The sequence below is a fragment of the Sphingomonas sp. GW822-FHT03G08 genome (assembly GCF_058801135.1).
Map to the genome: position 1 here is coordinate 2192999 of NZ_JBXAMZ010000001.1, position 17353 is coordinate 2210351.

Annotated in this window: 19 protein-coding genes; 15 read left to right on the forward strand and 4 right to left on the reverse strand. The window is 68.1% G+C overall.

Translation table 11 applies throughout. The features are described 5' to 3' along the window. The coding region (locus tag AC1RJ5_RS09970; RefSeq protein WP_493113111.1) for a FecR domain-containing protein at positions 1-1216 on the reverse strand (1216 nt) is incomplete at its 3' end. Positions 1217-1365: 149 nt separating this feature from the next. Between AC1RJ5_RS09970 and AC1RJ5_RS09975 the strand changes: the two genes are divergently transcribed. The 14 genes from AC1RJ5_RS09975 (at position 1366) to AC1RJ5_RS10040 (ending at position 15341) form a co-directional block, all read left to right on the forward strand. Continuing rightward, a complete protein-coding gene (locus AC1RJ5_RS09975; protein ID WP_493113113.1) occupies positions 1366-3030 on the forward strand; it encodes a ShlB/FhaC/HecB family hemolysin secretion/activation protein in 1665 nt (554 codons plus the stop codon). Positions 3031-3354: 324 nt separating this feature from the next. Next, complete coding sequence (locus AC1RJ5_RS09980) at positions 3355-5376, forward strand: conjugal transfer protein TraG (RefSeq protein WP_269574031.1); 2022 nt, start codon at positions 3355-3357, stop codon at positions 5374-5376. A gap of 1 nt (position 5377) precedes the next feature. Further along, entirely contained in the window at positions 5378-5779 is a 402-nt protein-coding gene (locus AC1RJ5_RS09985; RefSeq protein ID WP_269574030.1) for a CopG family transcriptional regulator, read from the forward strand. Continuing rightward, positions 5776-6762, forward strand: coding sequence for a P-type conjugative transfer ATPase TrbB (gene trbB, locus AC1RJ5_RS09990; protein ID WP_269574029.1), 987 nt, complete (start codon positions 5776-5778; stop codon positions 6760-6762). The genes AC1RJ5_RS09985 and trbB overlap by 4 nt, the downstream gene beginning before the upstream one ends. Positions 6763-6764: 2 nt before the next feature. Continuing rightward, on the forward strand, positions 6765-7091 hold the full coding sequence (locus AC1RJ5_RS09995; RefSeq protein ID WP_269574028.1) for a TrbC/VirB2 family type IV secretion system protein: 327 nt from the start codon (positions 6765-6767) through the stop codon (positions 7089-7091). Beyond that, complete coding sequence (locus AC1RJ5_RS10000) at positions 7088-7360, forward strand: VirB3 family type IV secretion system protein (protein WP_269574027.1); 273 nt, start codon at positions 7088-7090, stop codon at positions 7358-7360. The genes AC1RJ5_RS09995 and AC1RJ5_RS10000 overlap by 4 nt, the downstream gene beginning before the upstream one ends. Then, positions 7354-9792, forward strand: coding sequence for a conjugal transfer protein TrbE (gene trbE / locus AC1RJ5_RS10005; protein ID WP_269574026.1), 2439 nt, complete (start codon positions 7354-7356; stop codon positions 9790-9792). The genes AC1RJ5_RS10000 and trbE overlap by 7 nt, the downstream gene beginning before the upstream one ends. Positions 9793-9797: 5 nt before the next feature. Beyond that, positions 9798-10538 carry a P-type conjugative transfer protein TrbJ gene (trbJ, locus tag AC1RJ5_RS10010; protein WP_269574025.1) on the forward strand — a complete coding sequence of 247 codons (741 nt, stop codon included), beginning with the start codon at positions 9798-9800 and terminating at the stop codon, positions 10536-10538. A 114-nt stretch (positions 10539-10652) separates the two neighbouring features. Next, positions 10653-11957: a P-type conjugative transfer protein TrbL gene (trbL, locus tag AC1RJ5_RS10015; RefSeq protein WP_269574024.1), complete on the forward strand. Its 1305-nt coding sequence runs from the start codon at positions 10653-10655 to the stop codon at positions 11955-11957. Next, positions 11957-12763: a conjugal transfer protein TrbF gene (gene trbF, locus AC1RJ5_RS10020; protein WP_269574023.1), complete on the forward strand. Its 807-nt coding sequence runs from the start codon at positions 11957-11959 to the stop codon at positions 12761-12763. Before trbL ends, trbF begins: the two co-directional genes overlap by 1 nt. Next, entirely contained in the window at positions 12760-13710 is a 951-nt protein-coding gene (gene trbG, locus AC1RJ5_RS10025; RefSeq protein ID WP_307117649.1) for a P-type conjugative transfer protein TrbG, read from the forward strand. The genes trbF and trbG overlap by 4 nt, the downstream gene beginning before the upstream one ends. Then, entirely contained in the window at positions 13707-14930 is a 1224-nt protein-coding gene (locus AC1RJ5_RS10030; protein ID WP_269574021.1) for a TraB/TrbI/VirB10 family type IV secretion system protein, read from the forward strand. The genes trbG and AC1RJ5_RS10030 overlap by 4 nt, the downstream gene beginning before the upstream one ends. 1 nt (position 14931) lies before the next feature. Further along, positions 14932-15144, forward strand: coding sequence for a DUF2274 domain-containing protein (locus AC1RJ5_RS10035; RefSeq protein WP_269574020.1), 213 nt, complete (start codon positions 14932-14934; stop codon positions 15142-15144). Further along, the gene (locus AC1RJ5_RS10040) at positions 15141-15341 is read left to right on the forward strand and encodes a MerR family transcriptional regulator (RefSeq protein WP_269574019.1); all 201 of its coding nucleotides are present in this window, start codon (positions 15141-15143) and stop codon (positions 15339-15341) included. Before AC1RJ5_RS10035 ends, AC1RJ5_RS10040 begins: the two co-directional genes overlap by 4 nt. 244 nt (positions 15342-15585) lie before the next feature. On the opposite strand, the gene AC1RJ5_RS10045 is transcribed toward AC1RJ5_RS10040, so the two are convergent. From AC1RJ5_RS10045 to AC1RJ5_RS10055, 3 genes are all read right to left on the reverse strand, one after another. Continuing rightward, entirely contained in the window at positions 15586-15825 is a 240-nt protein-coding gene (locus tag AC1RJ5_RS10045) for a hypothetical protein (RefSeq protein ID WP_269574018.1), read from the reverse strand. Positions 15826-15979: 154 nt separating this feature from the next. Continuing rightward, entirely contained in the window at positions 15980-16201 is a 222-nt protein-coding gene (locus tag AC1RJ5_RS10050; RefSeq protein ID WP_269574017.1) for a hypothetical protein, read from the reverse strand. A gap of 199 nt (positions 16202-16400) precedes the next feature. After that, positions 16401-16760, reverse strand: a complete 360-nt coding sequence (locus AC1RJ5_RS10055; RefSeq protein ID WP_269574016.1) for a YegP family protein — start codon at positions 16758-16760, stop codon at positions 16401-16403. Between the two features lie 314 nt (positions 16761-17074). Here AC1RJ5_RS10055 and AC1RJ5_RS10060 point away from each other — a divergent pair, with 314 nt between their 5' ends. After that, entirely contained in the window at positions 17075-17329 is a 255-nt protein-coding gene (locus AC1RJ5_RS10060; RefSeq protein ID WP_184000638.1) for a hypothetical protein, read from the forward strand. The last annotated feature ends 24 nt before the right edge of the window (positions 17330-17353 follow it).

Here is a 17353-nt window from a genome sequence, read left to right on the forward strand (position 1 = left end):
CGTTGTTGCCCTGGCCGTTGCCGCCCTGATCGTTTCCGTTGCCGTTGCCGTTGTTGCCGGTCCCGGCGTCGCTGCCCGATCCCGAGCCCGAGCTGGCACCGCCATTGCCGTTGCCATTGCCGTTGTTGCCCTGGCCGTTGCCGCCCTGATCGTTTCCGTTGCCGTTGCCGTTGTTGCCGGTCCCGGCGTCGCTGCCCGAACTCGAGCCCGAGCTGGCACCGCCATTGCCGTTGTTGCCCTGGCCGTTGCCGCCCTGATCGTTTCCGTTCCCGTTGCCGTTGTTGCCGGTCCCGGCGTCGCTGCCCGATCCCGAACCCGAGCTGGCACCGCCATTGCCGTTGTTGCCCTGGCCGTTGCCGCCGGAATTGTTGCGGCCGCTATCGATACGCGTCAGGGCGACGACCTCGGCGCTCGCCACCTGGACCGCGCTGGTACCGCCGACGAGCCCGCCGGTCGCCTTGCCGAGATCGGTGGGCTGTGCCGTAATTGTCTCGCTGATCGTCTGCGCGGCAAGCAGGTCGGCGCCGCTGGGGCCCTCCTCGGCCTCGCTACCGCCGGTCGGCGTCGATTCGGTGCCGCCGGACGCCGGTGCGGCGTCCTGCGGTTGGGGCGCCTGCGCGGGCGCAGTGCCGCGCGCCGGAGAATCGATCGTGCGCGTATCGGCCCCGCGCACAGTCAGGCGGAACTGGTCGGCAGCGGATACCGAAGCGACGATGCCCGGTCGGATGAGCTCGCGCGCGCCGCCGTCGCCGGTCGAGGTCTCGACCGCGCCCTCCAGAACCTGGAGCGAAGCACCCTCGCGCGTCACGGTGATCGAGAAGGTCGTGCCCTTGACCACGGCGGCGAGATAGGGGGTGCGCACGCCGAAATGCGGGTTCTTCTTCTTCTCGATCTGGAAGATCGCATTGCCCCATTCCTGCACCACGTCGAAGCCGCCGCTATTCTGGACGGCGGTCGGGATGCGGATGCGGCTGTTCGCCGCCACGGTGACGAAATCCTTGCCGCGCACGACCACTGCGCGTGACCCGGTGCCGGTAGAAAGTGTTGCGCCCGGCGCGACCGTCATGCCCCGCCGCGCGGCATGCTCGCCCGCATTGTCTCGCACCGTGACGCGGCCGCTCGCCTCGCTCAGCGTCCATGCCGGGACCTGCGCGATTGCGGTTTGCGTAAATAGCAGGAAGAACGCGCCGGCGAGCAGCTTGAACGTGCGGATCATGCGGAAAAGCCCCCAAATTATGCCCGCAATTTAGGGCGGCGGGGGTTTCGGCTCAGTTGGCCTACGTAGTTAACACACCAGAAATTTGACGAAAATTAAACGGGTTAGCCTCTATCCACCTACGCAATATTACTAATCCATGTTGTGAAATGTTGCGCTCCAAGGCCTTGCTGGCCACCTGCCTGACCAGTCTTGCTTTCGTCGTCGCAAGCCCTGCGGCGGCGCAGAATGCGCTCGACCGCATCAATCCGATCGACAATAGCCAGAACGAGCGCAAGGAAGCCTCGCCGGCCCGGCCAAACGTCCCTGCACCCGTCGAGGTCCAGGTCGAGACGCCTGCGGCGGAGGCTCCGGCCGGCCCGGCGATCACCGTCGGGGCGATCGTGCTGATCGGTCTCGAAGCGTTGCAGCCCGCCGATTTCGCCGATGTCCTGGCCGAGCGGGTCGGCAGGACGCTGAGCCCCGACGACCTGCGCGCGCTCGCCACTGCGATTACGCGCCGAGCCCAGGAGCGCGGCTATCAGCTCGCCGCCGCCTGGATCGAGCCGCAGCGCCTCGACAAGGGCGTGCTCGCCGTGCGCATCGACGAAGGCCGGATCGACGAGATCCGCTTCGATGGCGTCGCCGATCCCGCGATCCGCAGCGCGCTGCAGCCGCTCGTCGACGGTAAGCCGGTGCGGATGGGCGAGATCGAGCGCCGGCTGCTGATCGCCGGCGACATCGATGGCGCGCGCATCCGGTCGAGCCGCTTCTTCCGCGAGAAGGGCAAGGGTGTGCTGCTCGTCCGCGCCAGCCGCGAGCGCGTGACCGGGCGCATCGGCATCAACAATGACGGCACCCGCCCGCTCGGGCCGCTCCAGGCGCGGCTCGACATCGACGTCAACGCGCTTTTCTTCCACGACGACAGCTTCAGCCTCACCTTCTCGGGAACCCCCGCGGAGCCCGGCGAGCTCGGCTATGTCCGCGCGCGCTATTCCAAGCGCGTCGGCACGGGCGGCACCGAAATTGCGTTGACCGGCTCGGCATCACAGACGCAGCCTGGCGCTTATTTGCGCGCCTATAAGCTCGAAAGCAGCAGCTGGTCGGCCGACGTCAGCCTGCTCCAGCCGCTCTGGCGGCGGCGCACTGCGAGTCTTTGGTTCGAAGGCGATCTCGGCATCCGCACGCTTCAGCAGCGCCGCGCCGGCGACCTGCTGCGTGACGACCGCACCGTCACCTTCCGCGCGACCCTCTACGGCAATGCGGCGGTGGCCGGAGGCCGGTTCCGCTTCAGCACGACTCTGTCCCAGGGCCTCGGCATCCTCGGCGCGACCGGGCGCCGCGATCCGCTGGCGTCGCGCTTCGATGCCGGCGGCACCTTCACTGCGCTGAACAGCTGGGCCGATTGGACGGTCGGCCTGGGCAGCGGCTTCAGCCTGCGTCTCGCCGCGCAAAGCCAGCTGGCCTCAGCGCCCCTGCTGGTGACCGAGGAATTCGGGCTGGGTGGGACTGCGTTTCTGCGCGGCTATGACTGGAGCGAGCGGACGGGCGATCAGGGCGTCGCCGGCCTTGCTGAGCTCCGCTACATGATCGACCGCCCCTTCGGCTTGGTCCAGCGCGCGCAGCTCTATGCCTTTGTCGACGGCGGCAAGGTCGCCAATCTCGAGAACGGCTTTGGCGGCGGAACGCTCGCGTCCGCTGGCGGCGGCATCCGCGCCGACGTCACCGACCATCTGGGAGCCAATATCGAAGTCGCCGCTCCGCTAACCGGGCCGCGCTACGATACTGGGGACGAGTCCGCAAAAGTGAAGGTTCGGGTGATTCAAGCTTTTTGACCAAGCCTTCAAGACTCGAAAGAAACGGGTTTCCCATGCGCGGCGGCGTCGGCCCTTCCATGGCAGCTCAGACGCGGAGCGCGGACGCCTCCGCCCAACTAATCGCTGCTGGATAGCACTGGCGATCAGCATCGAGCGGACGGTGGCTACCAGTATAAATCCGCGCAAAAATCGCCAGCCCGCTGACGGCTCCATTGAAGACGAGAGTCGGAATGGCACCAGCGAGGCACCTTGAGTCACCAGCGAGCAACTGATGCCGGTTTGAACAACGAGCGAGTCTTGAGGCCGAGCCCCGGACATTGAGTCGCGCGGGCGGAGGCACGCATGACACCGACGAAGCTCCTCCTTGGTCAGATGCTGGTTGTCGCCGCGATCGTCGTGGCTGGAATCTGGTTCGCGACGCAGTGGGCGGCGGCGGCGCTCGCCTATCAGCCCGAGCTCGGCACGCCCTGGTTCCGGTTCGGGGAAACGCCCGTTTACGCGCCCTGGTCGATCTTCCCCTGGTGGTTTCATTTCGACGCCTATGCGCCGGTTGTCTTCGACCAAGCCGGCGCGATCGCGGCCGCCGGCGGCCTGTTGGGCTGTGGCGCGGCGGTCGCCGGCTCGATCTGGCGTGCACGCCAGCAGCGCAACGTCACGACCTATGGATCCGCGCGCTGGGCGGGTCCTCGCGAAATCCGCGCCGCGGGCCTGGCAGCCGAAGCGGGCGTGTTCCTTGGGCGCGCAGACTCGCGCTATCTCAGGCATGATGGGCCGGAGCACGTCATGGCCTTCGCGCCGACGCGCTCGGGTAAGGGCGTCGGTCTCGTCGTGCCGACCCTGCTCGGCTGGACCGGTTCCGCCGTCGTCCACGACATCAAGGGCGAGAACTGGCAGCTGACCGCGGGCTGGCGGTCGCGCTTCTCGCATTGCCTGCTCTTCAACCCGACCGACGCGCGCTCGGCCCGCTACAATCCGCTGCTCGAGGTGCGCCGGGGCCCCGACGAGGTCCGTGATGTCCAGAACATCGCCGATATCCTGGTCGATCCCGAGGGTGCGCTCGAGCGGCGTAACCATTGGGAAAAGACCAGCCATTCGCTGCTGGTCGGCGCGATCCTCCACATTCTCTACGCCGAGGAGGAGAAGACGCTCGCCCGCGTCGCGACCTTCCTGTCCGACCCCGAGCGCCCGTTCGTCGCAACGCTGCGCGCGATGATGACGACCAATCATCTCGGCACCGAGGAGATGCCGCTGGTGCATCCGGTCGTCGCCTCGGCCGCGCGCGAGGTGCTCAACAAGTCCGACAACGAGCGCTCGGGCGTGCTGTCGACGGCTATGTCGTTCCTCGGGCTCTACCGTGATCCGACGGTCGCCGCGGTCACGGCAGTTTCCGACTGGCGCGTCGACGATCTGGTCGCCGCGCCCCATCCGGTGTCGCTTTACCTGGTCGTCCCGCCCTCGGACATCAGCCGGACCAAGCCGCTGATCCGCCTCTTGCTCAACCAGATCGGCCGGCGCCTCACCGAGCAGCTCCACGCCGCCGGCGCACCTGGGCGCCACAGGCTGCTGCTGATGCTCGACGAGTTTCCGGCGCTCGGCCGCCTCGACTTCTTCGAGACCAGCCTGGCCTTCCTCGCCGGCTACGGTGTCCGCGCCTTCCTGATCGCCCAGAGCCTGAACCAGATCGAGAAGGCTTACGGCGAGCACAATGCCATCCTCGACAACTGCCATGTCCGCGTCGCCTTCGCGACGAACGACGAGCGGACGGCCAAGCGGATCTCCGACGCGCTCGGGACCGCGACCGAGCAGCGCGCCATGCGCAACTATGCCGGCCACCGCCTCGCGCCCTGGCTCGCGCACGTCATGGTCAGCCGTCAGGAGACCGCCCGCGCACTGCTGACGCCCGGCGAAGTCATGCAGCTGCCGCCGACGGACGAGGTTGTGCTGGTCGCAGGCTACCCGCCGGTCCGCGCCCGGAAGCTTCGCTACTTCGAGGATGCGCAGTTCAAGGCGTGCGTTTTCCCGCCTCCGACGCTTGAACGCGGCGGGGCGGCCGACCTGCCGCCCCAGCGCGCCCATGACTGGCAGGACCGTGTCCGCCCGGTCGACGCGAGGCTCGTCGAGGCCGTTGCCGAAGACGAGGAGGAGGCCGGCGGTCTCGAGCAGGCGCGCCATCCCGCCCAGGAAATTGTCGCCGCCGCACCTGTCGATCTGGCACCTGCCGATCCGCTCGGGCTGGGCGAGGACGAGGGCGACCTCGCCGCCGACAAACGCGCTATGGACCAGGCCACGACCGGCACCGCGCGGCGCGCCTATGCGCTGGACATGGCCGACAAGCGGCCCGGCAATCTCGAGCTGGACTTTTGAGATGGCCGATCGCGTCCGCCACCAACTCTTCCTGCCGAAGCCGGTCAGCGACCGTCTGGAGGCGCTTGCCGCGGCCCCCGGCGCCAGCAAGTCCGCGATCTTGGCCGATGCGGTGACCGCCTGGCTCAACCGTCGCGGCGCCTCCGAGCTCGAGGATCGCTTCGCACGGCGCCTCGACCGGATGTCCAATGCGCTGGGCCGCATCGAGCGCGACGGCCATGTCGCGCTAGAGACGCTCGCGCTGTTCATCCGGTTCGAACTCTCGATCCAGGCACCTCTGGCCGAGAACGACGTGGCGGGCCGCGCGCTTGCGCGCGAGCGCTTCGAGGCATTCGTCACCCAGGTCGGCCGCGCCGTCGCGACCGGCAGGCGCACGCTCTTTCCCGCGGAGGAGGAGCGATGAGCGAGATCCTCTCGTCCGATCGCCGGCGGGCGATGCTGCGCACCGCGATGGGATCCGACATCGCCTCAGCGCTCGCCGATCCGTTGGTGATCGAGGTCATGGTCAATCCCGACGGGACGCTGCGCCTCGACCGGCTCGGCGAAGGCCGGATCAACACTGGCGTCATCCTGGAGGCGTCGCAAGTCGAGCGGATCGTCCGGCTGGTCGCGAGCCATGCCCGTGCCGAGGTCCATGCGGCGCAGCCGATCATTTCTGCCGAGCTGCCGCACCATCTCGATGGCCGGGCCGGCGAACGCTTTGAAGGCGTGCTGCCACCCGTTTCGACGGGGCCCTGCTTCTCGATCCGCAAGCCCGCCCAGCGTCTCTACACGCTGGACGACTATGCGGCGGACGGGATCATGTCCGCCGCGATGGCGGACGCGCTCAGGGCGGCGGTCACCCAGCGGTTCAACATCCTCATCGCCGGCGGGACGAGCTCGGGCAAGACGACCCTCGCCAACGCGCTGCTAGCCGAGATGCGCTGGGTGGATGCCCGCGTCATCCTGATCGAGGATACGCGAGAGCTGCAGAGCCCGGCGCCGGACACGGTGGCGCTGCGCACCCGCCCGGGAATCGTGTCGATGACCGACCTGGTGCGCTCGACGCTCCGCCTCCGCCCGGACCGGATCATCGTCGGCGAGGTCCGCGGACCCGAGGCGCTCGATATGCTCAAGGCCTGGAACACCGGGCACCCCGGCGGGATCGCGACCGTCCACGCCAACTCGGCCGAGGCCGCGCTCTACCGCGTCGAACAGCTCGTCCAGGAAGCGGTCGTCACCGTACCCCGCCGCCTCGTCGCCGAGGCGATCGACCTCGTCGTCTTCATCGCCGGACGCGGTGCCCACCGCTCGGTCGACGCGATCGCGCGCGTCGTCGGCGTCGATCCCGACACCGGCGCCTACGCGCTCGCCCCGTTCCACCTTCCCACCAGCCAAGGAGCCTGACCATGAAGACCATAGACCTGCCCGCCAAGCCGCGCCTGCTGGCCGGCGCCGCCATCGCCGTCCTGGCCGCCGGGCAGGCCTGGGCCTCCGGAACCGGCATGCCGTGGGAGGAGCCGCTCCAGCAGGTGCTGGAGTCGGTCCAGGGCCCGGTCGCCAAGATTGTCGCGGTGATCATCATCATCGTGACCGGCCTGACGCTGGCGTTCGGCGAGACGGCCGGCGGCTTCCGCCGGCTCATCCAGATCATCTTCGGCCTGAGCATCGCGTTCGCGGCCTCGAGCTTCTTCCTGTCCTTCTTCTCGTTCGGCGGCGGGGCGCTGCTGGCATGATCGGCGACGGCCAGCATCTCGACGGGTTCGAGGCGCCGCTCCACCGGTCGCTCGCCGAGCCGATCCTGCTCGGCGGCGCGCCGCACGCCATCGCGATCGTCAACGGCACCGTCGCCGCCGCGCTGGGCCTCGGGCTCCAGCAATGGATCGCGGGCGTGCTGGTCTGGGCCGTGGGCCACACCATCGCGGTCTTCGCGGCGAAGCGCGACCCGGACTTCGCTTCGGTGCTCGCGCGCCACCTGCGCCAGCGGGGATATCTCGCATGCTGAACCTGCGCGAATATCGCAACCGCGCCGGCCGGCTGGCCGATCATCTCCCCTGGGCGGCGCTGGTCGCGCCCGGCGTGGTGCTCAACAAGGACGGCGGCTTCCAGCGCACGCTGCGCTTCCGCGGTCCCGACCTTGAATCGGCGACCGAGGCCGAGCTGGTCTCGACATGTGCACGCGCCAACAATGTGCTCAAGCGCTTCGGCTCGGGCTGGGCGCTGCACATCGAGGCCGAGCGTCGCGAGGCACCGGGCTATCCGGCGAGCGGCTTCCCGGACGCGGCGTCCTGGCTGGTCGACGAGGAACGGCGCGCGTCGTTCGAGGCGGCGGGTGCCCATTTCGAGAGCCGCTACCATCTCACTTTGACCTTCCTGCCGCCGCCCGACCAGGCGGACAGCGCCGGTCGCGCGCTGGTCGAGCGTGCCGATGCGCCGCAGGGCCGCGACTGGCGCCAAGCGCTGGCCGGGTTCGTCGCGGAGACCGATCGCGCGCTCGATCTCTTCTCGGGCTTCATGCCCGAGATCGCCGCGCTCGACGATGCGGAGACGCTCTCCTTCCTTCACGGCACGATCTCGACGCGACGCCACGGCGTGCGCGTGCCCGAGACGCCGATGTATCTCGACGGGCTGCTCGCCGATACGCCGCTGACCGGCGGGCTCGAGCCGATGCTCGGTAGCCTGCACCTGCGCACGCTGACCATCCTCGGCTTCCCCGGCCTCAGCCGGCCCGGGATCCTCGACGCGCTCAACCACCAGGATTTCGGCTATCGCTGGGTCACGCGGTTCATCGCGCTCGACAAGACCGACGCTACCAAGGCGCTGACGCGGCTGCGCCGCCAATGGTTCAACAAGCGCAAGTCGGTCACTGCGATGCTGCGCGAGGTGATCTACAACCAGCCGGTCCAGCTGCTCGACAGCGACGCCGACAACAAGACCGCCGACGCCGATCTCGCGCTCCAGGCGCTGGGCGGCGACCATGTCGCCTTCGGCTACCTCACCACGACGATCACCGTCGCCGACGAGGATCGCGCCCGCGTCGAGGACAAGGTCCGCGCGGTCGAGCGGATCGTCAACGGGCTCGGCTTCACCTGCATCCGCGAGGGGCTGAACGCGGTCGAGGCCTGGCTTTCGAGCCTGCCCGGGCAGGCCTATGCCAATGTCCGGCAGCCGCTCGTCCATACGCTCAACCTCGCACACCTGATGCCGTTGTCGAGCGTCTGGGCGGGGTCAGCTCGCAACCGGCATCTCGATGGGCCGCCGCTCCTCCATGCCGAGACCAGCGGGTCGACCCCGTTCCGGCTTTCGACCCATGTCGGCGATGTCGGGCATATGATGATCGTCGGGCCGACCGGTGCCGGCAAGTCGGTCCTGCTCGCGCTGATCGCGCTCCAGTTCCGCCGCTATGCGGGGAGCCAGCTCTACCTCTTCGACATGGGCCGCTCGGCGCGCGCGGCTACGCTGGCGATGGGCGGTGCGCATCATGGCCTCGGGCTCGGCGGCGACGCCGGCGAGACGATCGCGTTCCAGCCGCTCGCCGGGATCGGCGACGCCGGCGAGCGTGCCTGGGCGGCAGAATGGATCGCCGCGCTGCTCGCGCACGAGAAGGTCGTGGTCACGCCGGAGGTGAAGGAGGCCGTCTGGTCGGCGCTGACCAGCCTGACGAGCGCGCCGATCGAGGAGCGGACGCTCACCGGCCTGTCGCTGCTGCTCCAGTCGATGGCGCTGCGCTCGGCGCTCGCGCCCTATACGCTCGAAGGTCCGTTCGGCCGGCTGCTCGACGCGGCCGAGGACGATCTGCGCATGGCGGACGTCCAGTGCTTCGAGACTGAGGCGCTGATGGGCGCCGGCAGCGTGGTCGCGCCGGTCCTGACCTATCTCTTCCACCGGCTCGAGGCGCGGTTCACCGGACGCCCGACATTGCTGATCCTCGACGAGGCCTGGAAGTTCCTCGACCACCCGCTGTTCGCCGCGCGCATCCGCGAGTGGCTGAAGACGCTGCGCAAGAAGAATGTCGCGGTGATCTTCGCGAGCCAGAGCCTCGCCGACATCGCCGACAGCGGCATCGCGCCCGCCATCATCGAGAGTTGCCCGCAGCGCATCCTGCTTCCCAATGCCGCGGCGATCGAGCCGCAGGGACGTGCGGCCTATCAGCGGTTCGGGCTCAACGACCGGCAGATCGAGCTCGTCAGCCGCGCGACGCCCAAGCGGCATTATTACCTCCAGTCCGCGGCCGGCAACCGCCTCTTCGAGCTGGGTCTCGGGCCCATCGCGCTCGCGCTGTGCGGCGCCTCCGATCCCGCCACGCAGGCGCGCATCGACGCGCTGCTCGCCGCGCACGGTCCGGCCGGATTCGCCGCGCGCTTCCTCGAGGAGGCCGGGCTCGACTGGGCCGCGGCGCTGCTCGCCCAATTCCCCGATCCCCAAGCGAAGGAGTAGACCTGATGCGTATCCTCACCCGCAAGAACCTGATCGCGACGGCGCTGGGCCTCGGCGCCCTGGGCTCGCTGACGATGGGCTTCGTGACCAGCGCACACGCGCAGATCACGGTGTTCGACCCCACCAATTACAGCCAGACCGTCCTGACCGCGGCGCGCACGCTCCAGCAGGTCAACAACCAGATCCAGTCGCTCCAGAACGAGGCGCAGATGCTGCTCCGGCTGGACAGGAACCTGAAGGGCATCGCCTTTCCGCAGCTCCAGGCGCTGCTCGACAAGCTCGACGGTATCGACCGGCTGATGCAGCAGGCGCAGAGCGTCGACTTCGAGGTGGACCAGCTCGAGGCAAGGCTGAAGTCGCTCTATCCGCGCAGCTTCGATCCCGCCTCGACACGCGACCAGCGGCTGCAGGCGGCCCGTGCGCGCTACGACGCGAGCACCGACGCCCTGCGCCGGACGATGACCGTCCAGAGCGGGATCGTGCAGCAGGCGCGCGAGGATGCCGAGGCGCTGGCCGAGATCGCGGCGCGCAGCCAGGGCGCGGAAGGCGCGCTTGCCGTCGGCCAGGCAACCAACCAGCTGCTCGCGCTCACCGCCAAGCAGGGCATGGCCCTCCAGCAGATGATGGCCGCGCAGTTCCGTGCCGACGCGCTCGAGAAGCAGCGCCAGCTGACCGAGTCCGAGGCGTCGCGCGCCGCGACGCGCAGGTTCCTCGGCACCGGCACCGCCTACACGCCCCGGCAATAGCGAGACCGGCCGCGGCGGACCAAGCCCCCTGCCGCCGCGGTCGCAGCCCGCGGGGCCCTGGCCAATCGCTCCCCCTGGCCGGGCCCCGCGGCACCCAGATCCAAGGAAGAACCCGTGAACGACCTCAACGTGATCGACCGGTTCATGGCCGACTTCATCCGCTACATCGATAGCGGGTTCGGCCTGCTCGGGCCCGACGTCGGCTTCCTGACATCCGTGCTGATCGGCATCGACATCACGCTCGCCGGCCTGTTCTGGGCGATGGGCGGCGAGGACGACATGATCGGCCGCTTCCTCAAGAAGATCCTCTATATCGGCGTGTTCGCGCTGATCCTGAACCGCTTCTCCACGCTCGCCGACATCATCTTCCGCTCCTTCGCCCAGGCAGGGTTGACCGCCGGCGGGGGAACGCTCTCCGCCGACGACCTGCTCCGCCCGGGCCGCCTCGCGGGCACCGGGTTCCAGGCGGCCTGGCCGCTGCTCGACCAGGCCAGCGACCTGCTCGGCTTCACGACCTTCTTCGAGAACTTCATGACGATCATGGTGCTCCTGATCGCCTGGGTGATCGTGATCGTCGCCTTCTTCATCCTCGCCGTGCAGATGTTCGTCTGCATCCTCGAGTTCAAGCTGACGACGCTCGCCGGGTTCATCCTCGTGCCGTTCGCGCTGTGGAACCGGACCAGTTTCCTCGCCGAACGCGTGCTCGGCAACGTCATCTCGTCGGGCATCAAGGTGATGGTGCTCGCGGTGGTCGTCGGCATCGGGTCGGGCTTCTTCACCGAGTTCGCCTCCGCGCTCCAGGGCAAGGAGCCCGATATCGGCCAGGCGATGAGCCTCGTGCTCGCGAGCCTCGCATTGTTCGGCCTCGGCATCTTCGGGCCGGGCATCGCCTCCGGGCTCGCCTCCGGCGCGCCGCAGCTCGGCGCCGGCTCTGCGGTCGCGACCACGGCGCTCGCGGCAGGCGGGTTCGCGGTCGCCGGCGGCGCGGGCATGGCTGCGGCGAAGGGGCTGGCCGGTGCCGGGCTCGGCGCGATCCGCGCCGGCACCTCGATGGGGTCGGCAGCCTCGACCGCGTACAAGCTCGGCCAGGAGACCTCCGGATCGAAATCGGTCGCGGCCGGCATGGGCGGCGTCGCGAGCGCCGCGCGCGGTGCGGTCGCCCAGCGCATGAGCGGCGGGCTCGGGTTCCGCGCGGCGACGGCCGAAGGCCAGCGCGCTGCCTGGAATGCCGGGACGACGGGCGCGCAGGCCAACCCCGGGGAAGCGGCGGCTCCTGCGTCTAACGCCATGCCGGGTTGGGCGCGCGACCTCCAGAACACGCAATCCCGCCGTCACCATCGCCAAGCGGCGATCCACGCCCTCCAGGGTTCGGATCGCGGCGGCGGCGGCGCGACCCCCGACATCAAGGAGAAGGACTGATGCGCTTCAAACGTGCCGTCCAGCGCTACGGGCGCACGGACGAACCCGAGACACCGTACCGCCGCGCGGGCCAGCTCTGGGACGAGCGGATCGGCTCCGCCCGGGCCCAGGCGAGCAACTGGCGGCTGATGGCGTTCGGCGGGCTGGCGCTGACGACCGGCCTGTCCGGCGCGCTGGTCTGGCAGTCGATGCAGAGCCGCGTCGTCCCCTATGTCGTCGCGGTCGACAGCCTCGGCCAGGCACAGGCAGTGTCTCCCGCCACCGCCGAATACCGGCCGACCGACCCCCAACTCGCCTGGTTCCTTGCGCGCTTCGTCACCGACATCCGTGGACGGTCGCTCGACGCGGTGCTGATGCGCGAGAACTGGCTCCAGGCCTATGACTTCGCGTCGAAGCGCGGCGCCATCTTCCTCGGCGAATATGCCCGCTCGGCGAACCCGTTCGCCGATGTCGGCGACAAGACCGTATCGGTCCAGGTGACCAGCGTCGTCCGCGCGTCTGCGACGAGCTTCCAGGTGAAATGGGCCGAGCGCGCCTATGACCGCGGGAGCCTTTCAGGCACGTCGCGCTGGACCGCGATCGTCACCGTCGTGCTTAAGCCGCCGCGCGACGCCGAGACGCTGCGCAGGAACCCGCTCGGCCTCTATGTCGATGCGATCGACTGGAGCCGCGAGCTCGAGACGCCTGCCGACCATTCGTCGGGCACGGCGCCGACGCCCGTGCCGGATCCCGGCGTGCCCAGCGGATCGCCACTCGATCCCCGCCTCGGCCAGCCCTCCCAAGCCCAACCGGAGAACCGCCCATGAACCGCATCCTGCTTGCGGCGAGCGCGCTCGTCGCTGTGCCCGCTTTCGCGCAAACCTCGCCGCCCCAGCCGCCTCAGGCCGCCACGGCGAGTCCCAGCTCGCCGCCGGTCGCGACTACCATCGCTCCCCCGTCGGTAGTGCCTCCTCCCGTGGCGCCCCGTCGCCACAAGCCGTCGCCAGCCGAGCTTCGGGTTCGCACTGCGAATGCGAAGGCTACCCAGGAGCCCGCGGCACCGGCCTTCGTCAACGCCGTGCAGGTCTACCCTTATGGCGAGGGCGTCCTCTACCGCCTGTTCGCCGCGCCCGAGCGGGTCAGCGACATCGCCCTGCAGCCCGGAGAGGCGATCGTCTCGGTGGCGGCGGGCGACACGGCGCGCTGGACCGTCGGCGACACGACCAGCGGTTCCGGCGAGAGCAGGCGCGTCCATATCCTCGTCAAGCCGTTCGCCGCCGGGCTCTCGACCAACCTCGTCATCACGACCGACCGGCGCGCCTATCATCTCCAGCTCGACAGCACGCCGGCCACCGCCATGGCTGCCTTGTCCTGGACCTATCCGCAGGACGAGATGATCGCGATCCGCCGCCAGCAGGCGTCGGCGGAAGCGGCAAGGCCGGTCGCTTCGGGCCTCGCTGTCGAGCGGCTCGACTTCGGCTATGCGGTGACCGGCGACAGGCCGGCTTGGCGGCCGCTGCGCGCATTCGACGACGGGCGGCAGACGTTCGTCGAATTCCCGGCGAGCGTCGGCGTCGGCGAGGCGCCGCCGCTGTTCGTCATCGGCAACAGGGGCGATGCGCAGCTCGTCAACTACCGCATGGCTGGCCGCTTCTATGTGGTCGACCGGCTGTTCGACGCCGCCGAGCTTCGGCTGGGCACGAAGAAACAGGCCGTGGTCCGCATCGTCCGGCTCGGCGCCGACCGAAGCCGGCGGCAGCGGAGGGCATCATGAGCGAGACCGTTCCTGCCGCGGCGACCTCGCCCAAGCTCGATCCCGAGACGCTGGTGCTGCGCGGCCGCCCGAACCGGATCATCCGCTTCCGTCGCGGCGCGATCATCGCGATCGCGGCGCTGGGATCGACGGCGATCGTCGGGGTCACCTGGGTTGCGCTCAAGCCCGCGACCTTCCGGATCGTCGCCGGTGCCGAGGACCAGAAGGACATCGCCAACCATGCGCCCGACGACGCCCTCGCCGGCGCGCCGAAAGGCTATGGCGATGTGCCCAGGCTCGGGCCGCCGCTCCCCGGCGATCTCGGGCGTCCGATCCTGCGCCGGCAGGAGGCGCTTGGCGGATTGCCGACCCCGGGCTCCTCGGACCAGGCCGCGCAGGCGGCCGAAGCCGAGCGACAGCGGCTTCTCGCCGAGCGCAAGGCGGCCCGCGAATCCGGCATCATGATGCAGCTCGGCGCTGCCGAGCACGCAACCGGTGCTGCTCCAGCTTCCGCTGCACCGGGCGCGGTTCCGGCGCGGGAGGCGCCATCGGGGACGATCGCGGTCGATCCGGCGCGAGATCCGGGCAGCCAGCAGCGCAAGGCCGACTTCCTCGCCGGAAAGGATCAGACCGGCGACATCAATCCGCATGCGCTTATGGCATCGCCATCACCCTATACGCTGAGTGCGGGCAGCATCATCGCCGCCAGCCTCGTCACCGGTCTCAACTCGGACCTGCCCGGGCTCGTCACCGCGCAGGTGACCGAGAACGCCTATGACAGCGCTACCGGCCATATCCTGCTGGTTCCGCAGGGTGCCCGGCTGATCGGAAGCTACGACAGCGTCGTGGCCTATGGGCAAAGCCGGGCTCTGGTCGTCTGGCAGCGGATCGTCCTGCCGAACGGCAGCTCGATCCGGATCGACAATGTGCCCGCGACCGACATGGCCGGCTATGCCGGCCTTGCAGACAAGGTCGATGCCCACACCTGGCAGCTGCTCAAGGGCGTGGCGCTGTCGACGCTGCTCGGCGTCGGGACCGAGCTGAGCCTGGGCGACCGCGAAAGCGATCTCGTCCGCGCGATCCGCGAATCCGCACAGCAGGGCACGTCGCGCGCCGGCGACCAGATCGTCACCAAGAACCTCAACGTCCAGCCGACCATCAAGGTGCGGCCCGGCTGGCCACTCCGCGTCGTGGTGCACAAGGACATCGTCCTCGCGCCATGGCCCGGCCAGGAGCAATAAGATGCCCGAACTCAAACTTGCGCAACTTCCCGATCGCATGCCGGTCAAGCTCGGCATCTCGGTGATGCCGGACCTCCATCAGGCGCTCGTCGCATATGCGGCGCTTTACGCCCAGGCCTATGGCCGGGAGGAGCCGATCGCGGATCTCATCCCGGCGATACTCGCGGCGTTCCTCGAAAGCGATCGCGCGTTCAGCAAGGGGAGGTCGAAATGAGCCGGCATGCTCTGGAGCCCGATGAAGCAACGCTGGAGCCGATCAGCGTACGGATTTCCACCGCCGTCAGGATCACCGGCATCTGTCGCTCTACGATCTACGAGCTCATCGGCGATGGGACGATCGAGACGGTGAAGATCGGGCGATCGACCTTCATCCTCTATCCCAGCCTGAAGCGGCTGTTCGAGCGGAGCTAACCTCTATGCGCTGGCGGGCCATGTACGGGCCTGACGGCAGCCGGAGGCACGGGCGCTTGAACGACCGGTAGTGGGCCGTTTGCTGCCTGACCGCTCCTGGAAGCCAGTCCGCAATAGCTGCCATTAGGGAGAGGGCCAGCCGAACGACCATTAGCGTCGGACTTCAGAAGCTTCTCACAATCCTTCTCAGATCAGGAAGCTAACACTTGCGGAGACAGAAAGTCATTAGACCCGAACGGCTGAACTATTTGCGATTCCCGCCACCTTCATTTTCCCAATCGTCAAGCGCCTTGCGCAGTTGATCGTCGCGCGTTTCAGGGCGGATCTTGCGCCAGGTTTGCCCCAGAGGAACCACCACGGCGTCCAACAATCCGCGATAGGCCTTTGCCATACCTTCATGGGCGATCCGGGAAGTGGGCTCTGTCGCAGCCTTCGCCGCAGCCAAAGATTCCTTCAGCCGCCTTGTGTAATATTCCATAGTCATCGTGCACGCTCCCGTGAAAACGGAGCACGATGATCTCAAGTCAAGGTTGCCCGGCGAGTCGCCCTTTATGGGTACAGCATATCACAATTATCATATTAAATATAATCAAATGATGCGCATTTCCGTAATCCACCGGTCTTGAGATGGGGCGGGATTAAATGTCTCGGCGCGACGCCCAAGGGGCACGCTTAACCGCTCCACTGAGGACGCGCGAGCCATAGGCCTGCGCCATAGTGGCTGCATCTTTGGCGTTCATGAAGACGACGTGGGTTCCCCGCGGCAGCAACGGCTCGATTGCACTGATGACGGCGGCATGTTTGGCCGACATCGCCGTTACATCGGCAACGGTGGCATCAATGTTCAACGCGCGGGACATGGAGGCTTCCTTTCAAGCTTCTTGACTGTATCCGCCCTACTTCTCGGCGAAGCAGAGTTGGTTTGTAACAGGCGGCTCGCGTCGGCCGCGCGGGACAGGAAGCCGCCAGAACGATGAACGGAACCGAGCTGCCTCCATGGTGGCGTGGGCGGATGCACAGGCCTGATGATCCTGGGCGGCCCGGTATGGTCACTCCAAGTCAGCTAAATCCCAGACTGGCACCTCTTCCGCCCAGGATCGTCGCGCTACCGGCGCCGCTGCGAAGAGCCACTACGGCCGTGGTGCATTCCTGTTCGCTCGTATAGCCGGCACAGGTCGCCAGCAGCGCACCGGATCCCGAGCGAAATTGCCACCGCCAGTCGCCGCCCGCCATCAGGATGGAGGTAAGACGCACCTCATCGGCACGATAGATTTCGAAATAGCATTGTCCGTCCGCCTCCGGGCGGCCGCTATCGTTTGCGGCGGAGACGCTGAGAAGTGCTTCCGAAACATCTGCAGGCAGGTCAGTGACCGCGGCATGGGGCCGCTTCAGTTCGCAGAATATGGAATTGGTCGACACATGATTTCTCCCGTGGGCAAGCGGGAGCAATTGAATTTCTCTCGGGCGTCGCGCGCTTGCGAAGCGGATGAGTCGACGATCCGCGCTTTGTACATGCATTCGCCTTGCCTGGCCATGATGCGTGCCGGAATACTTGCCGGCAGCATGAGGAGCGGTCGCGGGCTAGGGCTTTTCCGTCAGAATGTTAGCCACAGTATCGGCATCCATTGGTAATCCGGCCGCAGCCCCCATATCAGGATTATCGCGCCACCTGCCACGAGCCCGGCCGCGACCGAGAGATGCTTCGCGCTCCCGCTCAGTGACGGAGACAAACCATGAGCATCTACCCGCCGATTACGGGCGCGAATATGCGAACACCAACGCGTTCGACCGATCCGACGGCCCTCCAGTTGGAAGCCGATGCACTGGAAGCAAGCCTTCGCGACATGTCTGCCTCCTTCTCGCGGGATTATGTCGCCGGGCGGATGGGCGTCCGGCATAACACCTACCAACATCGCGCACGCGTCCTGCGGCAGTTGACGGCGCAACTCGCGGCGATGCGTACCGAAGCTCTATTGTCCGCGTCGTGATCTCGGAGCGCTAATCGACCGCGC

What these genes read in the sequence shown, in the direction of transcription:
- AC1RJ5_RS10050 (WP_269574017.1), bottom strand. Translation starts at nt 16,201, where the DNA reads ATGTCCCGCGCGTTGAACATTGATGCCACCGTTGCCGATGTAACGGCG.
- trbJ (WP_269574025.1), top strand. Translation starts at nt 9,798, where the DNA reads ATGCGTATCCTCACCCGCAAGAACCTGATCGCGACGGCGCTGGGCCTC.
- AC1RJ5_RS10030 (WP_269574021.1), top strand. Translation starts at nt 13,707, where the DNA reads ATGAGCGAGACCGTTCCTGCCGCGGCGACCTCGCCCAAGCTCGATCCC.
- AC1RJ5_RS10035 (WP_269574020.1), top strand. Translation starts at nt 14,932, where the DNA reads ATGCCCGAACTCAAACTTGCGCAACTTCCCGATCGCATGCCGGTCAAG.
- trbE (WP_269574026.1), top strand. Translation starts at nt 7,354, where the DNA reads ATGCTGAACCTGCGCGAATATCGCAACCGCGCCGGCCGGCTGGCCGAT.
- trbG (WP_307117649.1), top strand. Translation starts at nt 12,760, where the DNA reads ATGAACCGCATCCTGCTTGCGGCGAGCGCGCTCGTCGCTGTGCCCGCT.
- AC1RJ5_RS10040 (WP_269574019.1), top strand. Translation starts at nt 15,141, where the DNA reads ATGAGCCGGCATGCTCTGGAGCCCGATGAAGCAACGCTGGAGCCGATC.
- AC1RJ5_RS09995 (WP_269574028.1), top strand. Translation starts at nt 6,765, where the DNA reads ATGAAGACCATAGACCTGCCCGCCAAGCCGCGCCTGCTGGCCGGCGCC.
- trbB (WP_269574029.1), top strand. Translation starts at nt 5,776, where the DNA reads ATGAGCGAGATCCTCTCGTCCGATCGCCGGCGGGCGATGCTGCGCACC.
- AC1RJ5_RS10060 (WP_184000638.1), top strand. Translation starts at nt 17,075, where the DNA reads ATGAGCATCTACCCGCCGATTACGGGCGCGAATATGCGAACACCAACG.
- AC1RJ5_RS09980 (WP_269574031.1), top strand. Translation starts at nt 3,355, where the DNA reads ATGACACCGACGAAGCTCCTCCTTGGTCAGATGCTGGTTGTCGCCGCG.
- AC1RJ5_RS09975 (WP_493113113.1), top strand. Translation starts at nt 1,366, where the DNA reads ATGTTGCGCTCCAAGGCCTTGCTGGCCACCTGCCTGACCAGTCTTGCT.
- trbF (WP_269574023.1), top strand. Translation starts at nt 11,957, where the DNA reads ATGCGCTTCAAACGTGCCGTCCAGCGCTACGGGCGCACGGACGAACCC.
- AC1RJ5_RS10000 (WP_269574027.1), top strand. Translation starts at nt 7,088, where the DNA reads ATGATCGGCGACGGCCAGCATCTCGACGGGTTCGAGGCGCCGCTCCAC.
- AC1RJ5_RS09985 (WP_269574030.1), top strand. Translation starts at nt 5,378, where the DNA reads ATGGCCGATCGCGTCCGCCACCAACTCTTCCTGCCGAAGCCGGTCAGC.
- AC1RJ5_RS10045 (WP_269574018.1), bottom strand. Translation starts at nt 15,825, where the DNA reads ATGACTATGGAATATTACACAAGGCGGCTGAAGGAATCTTTGGCTGCG.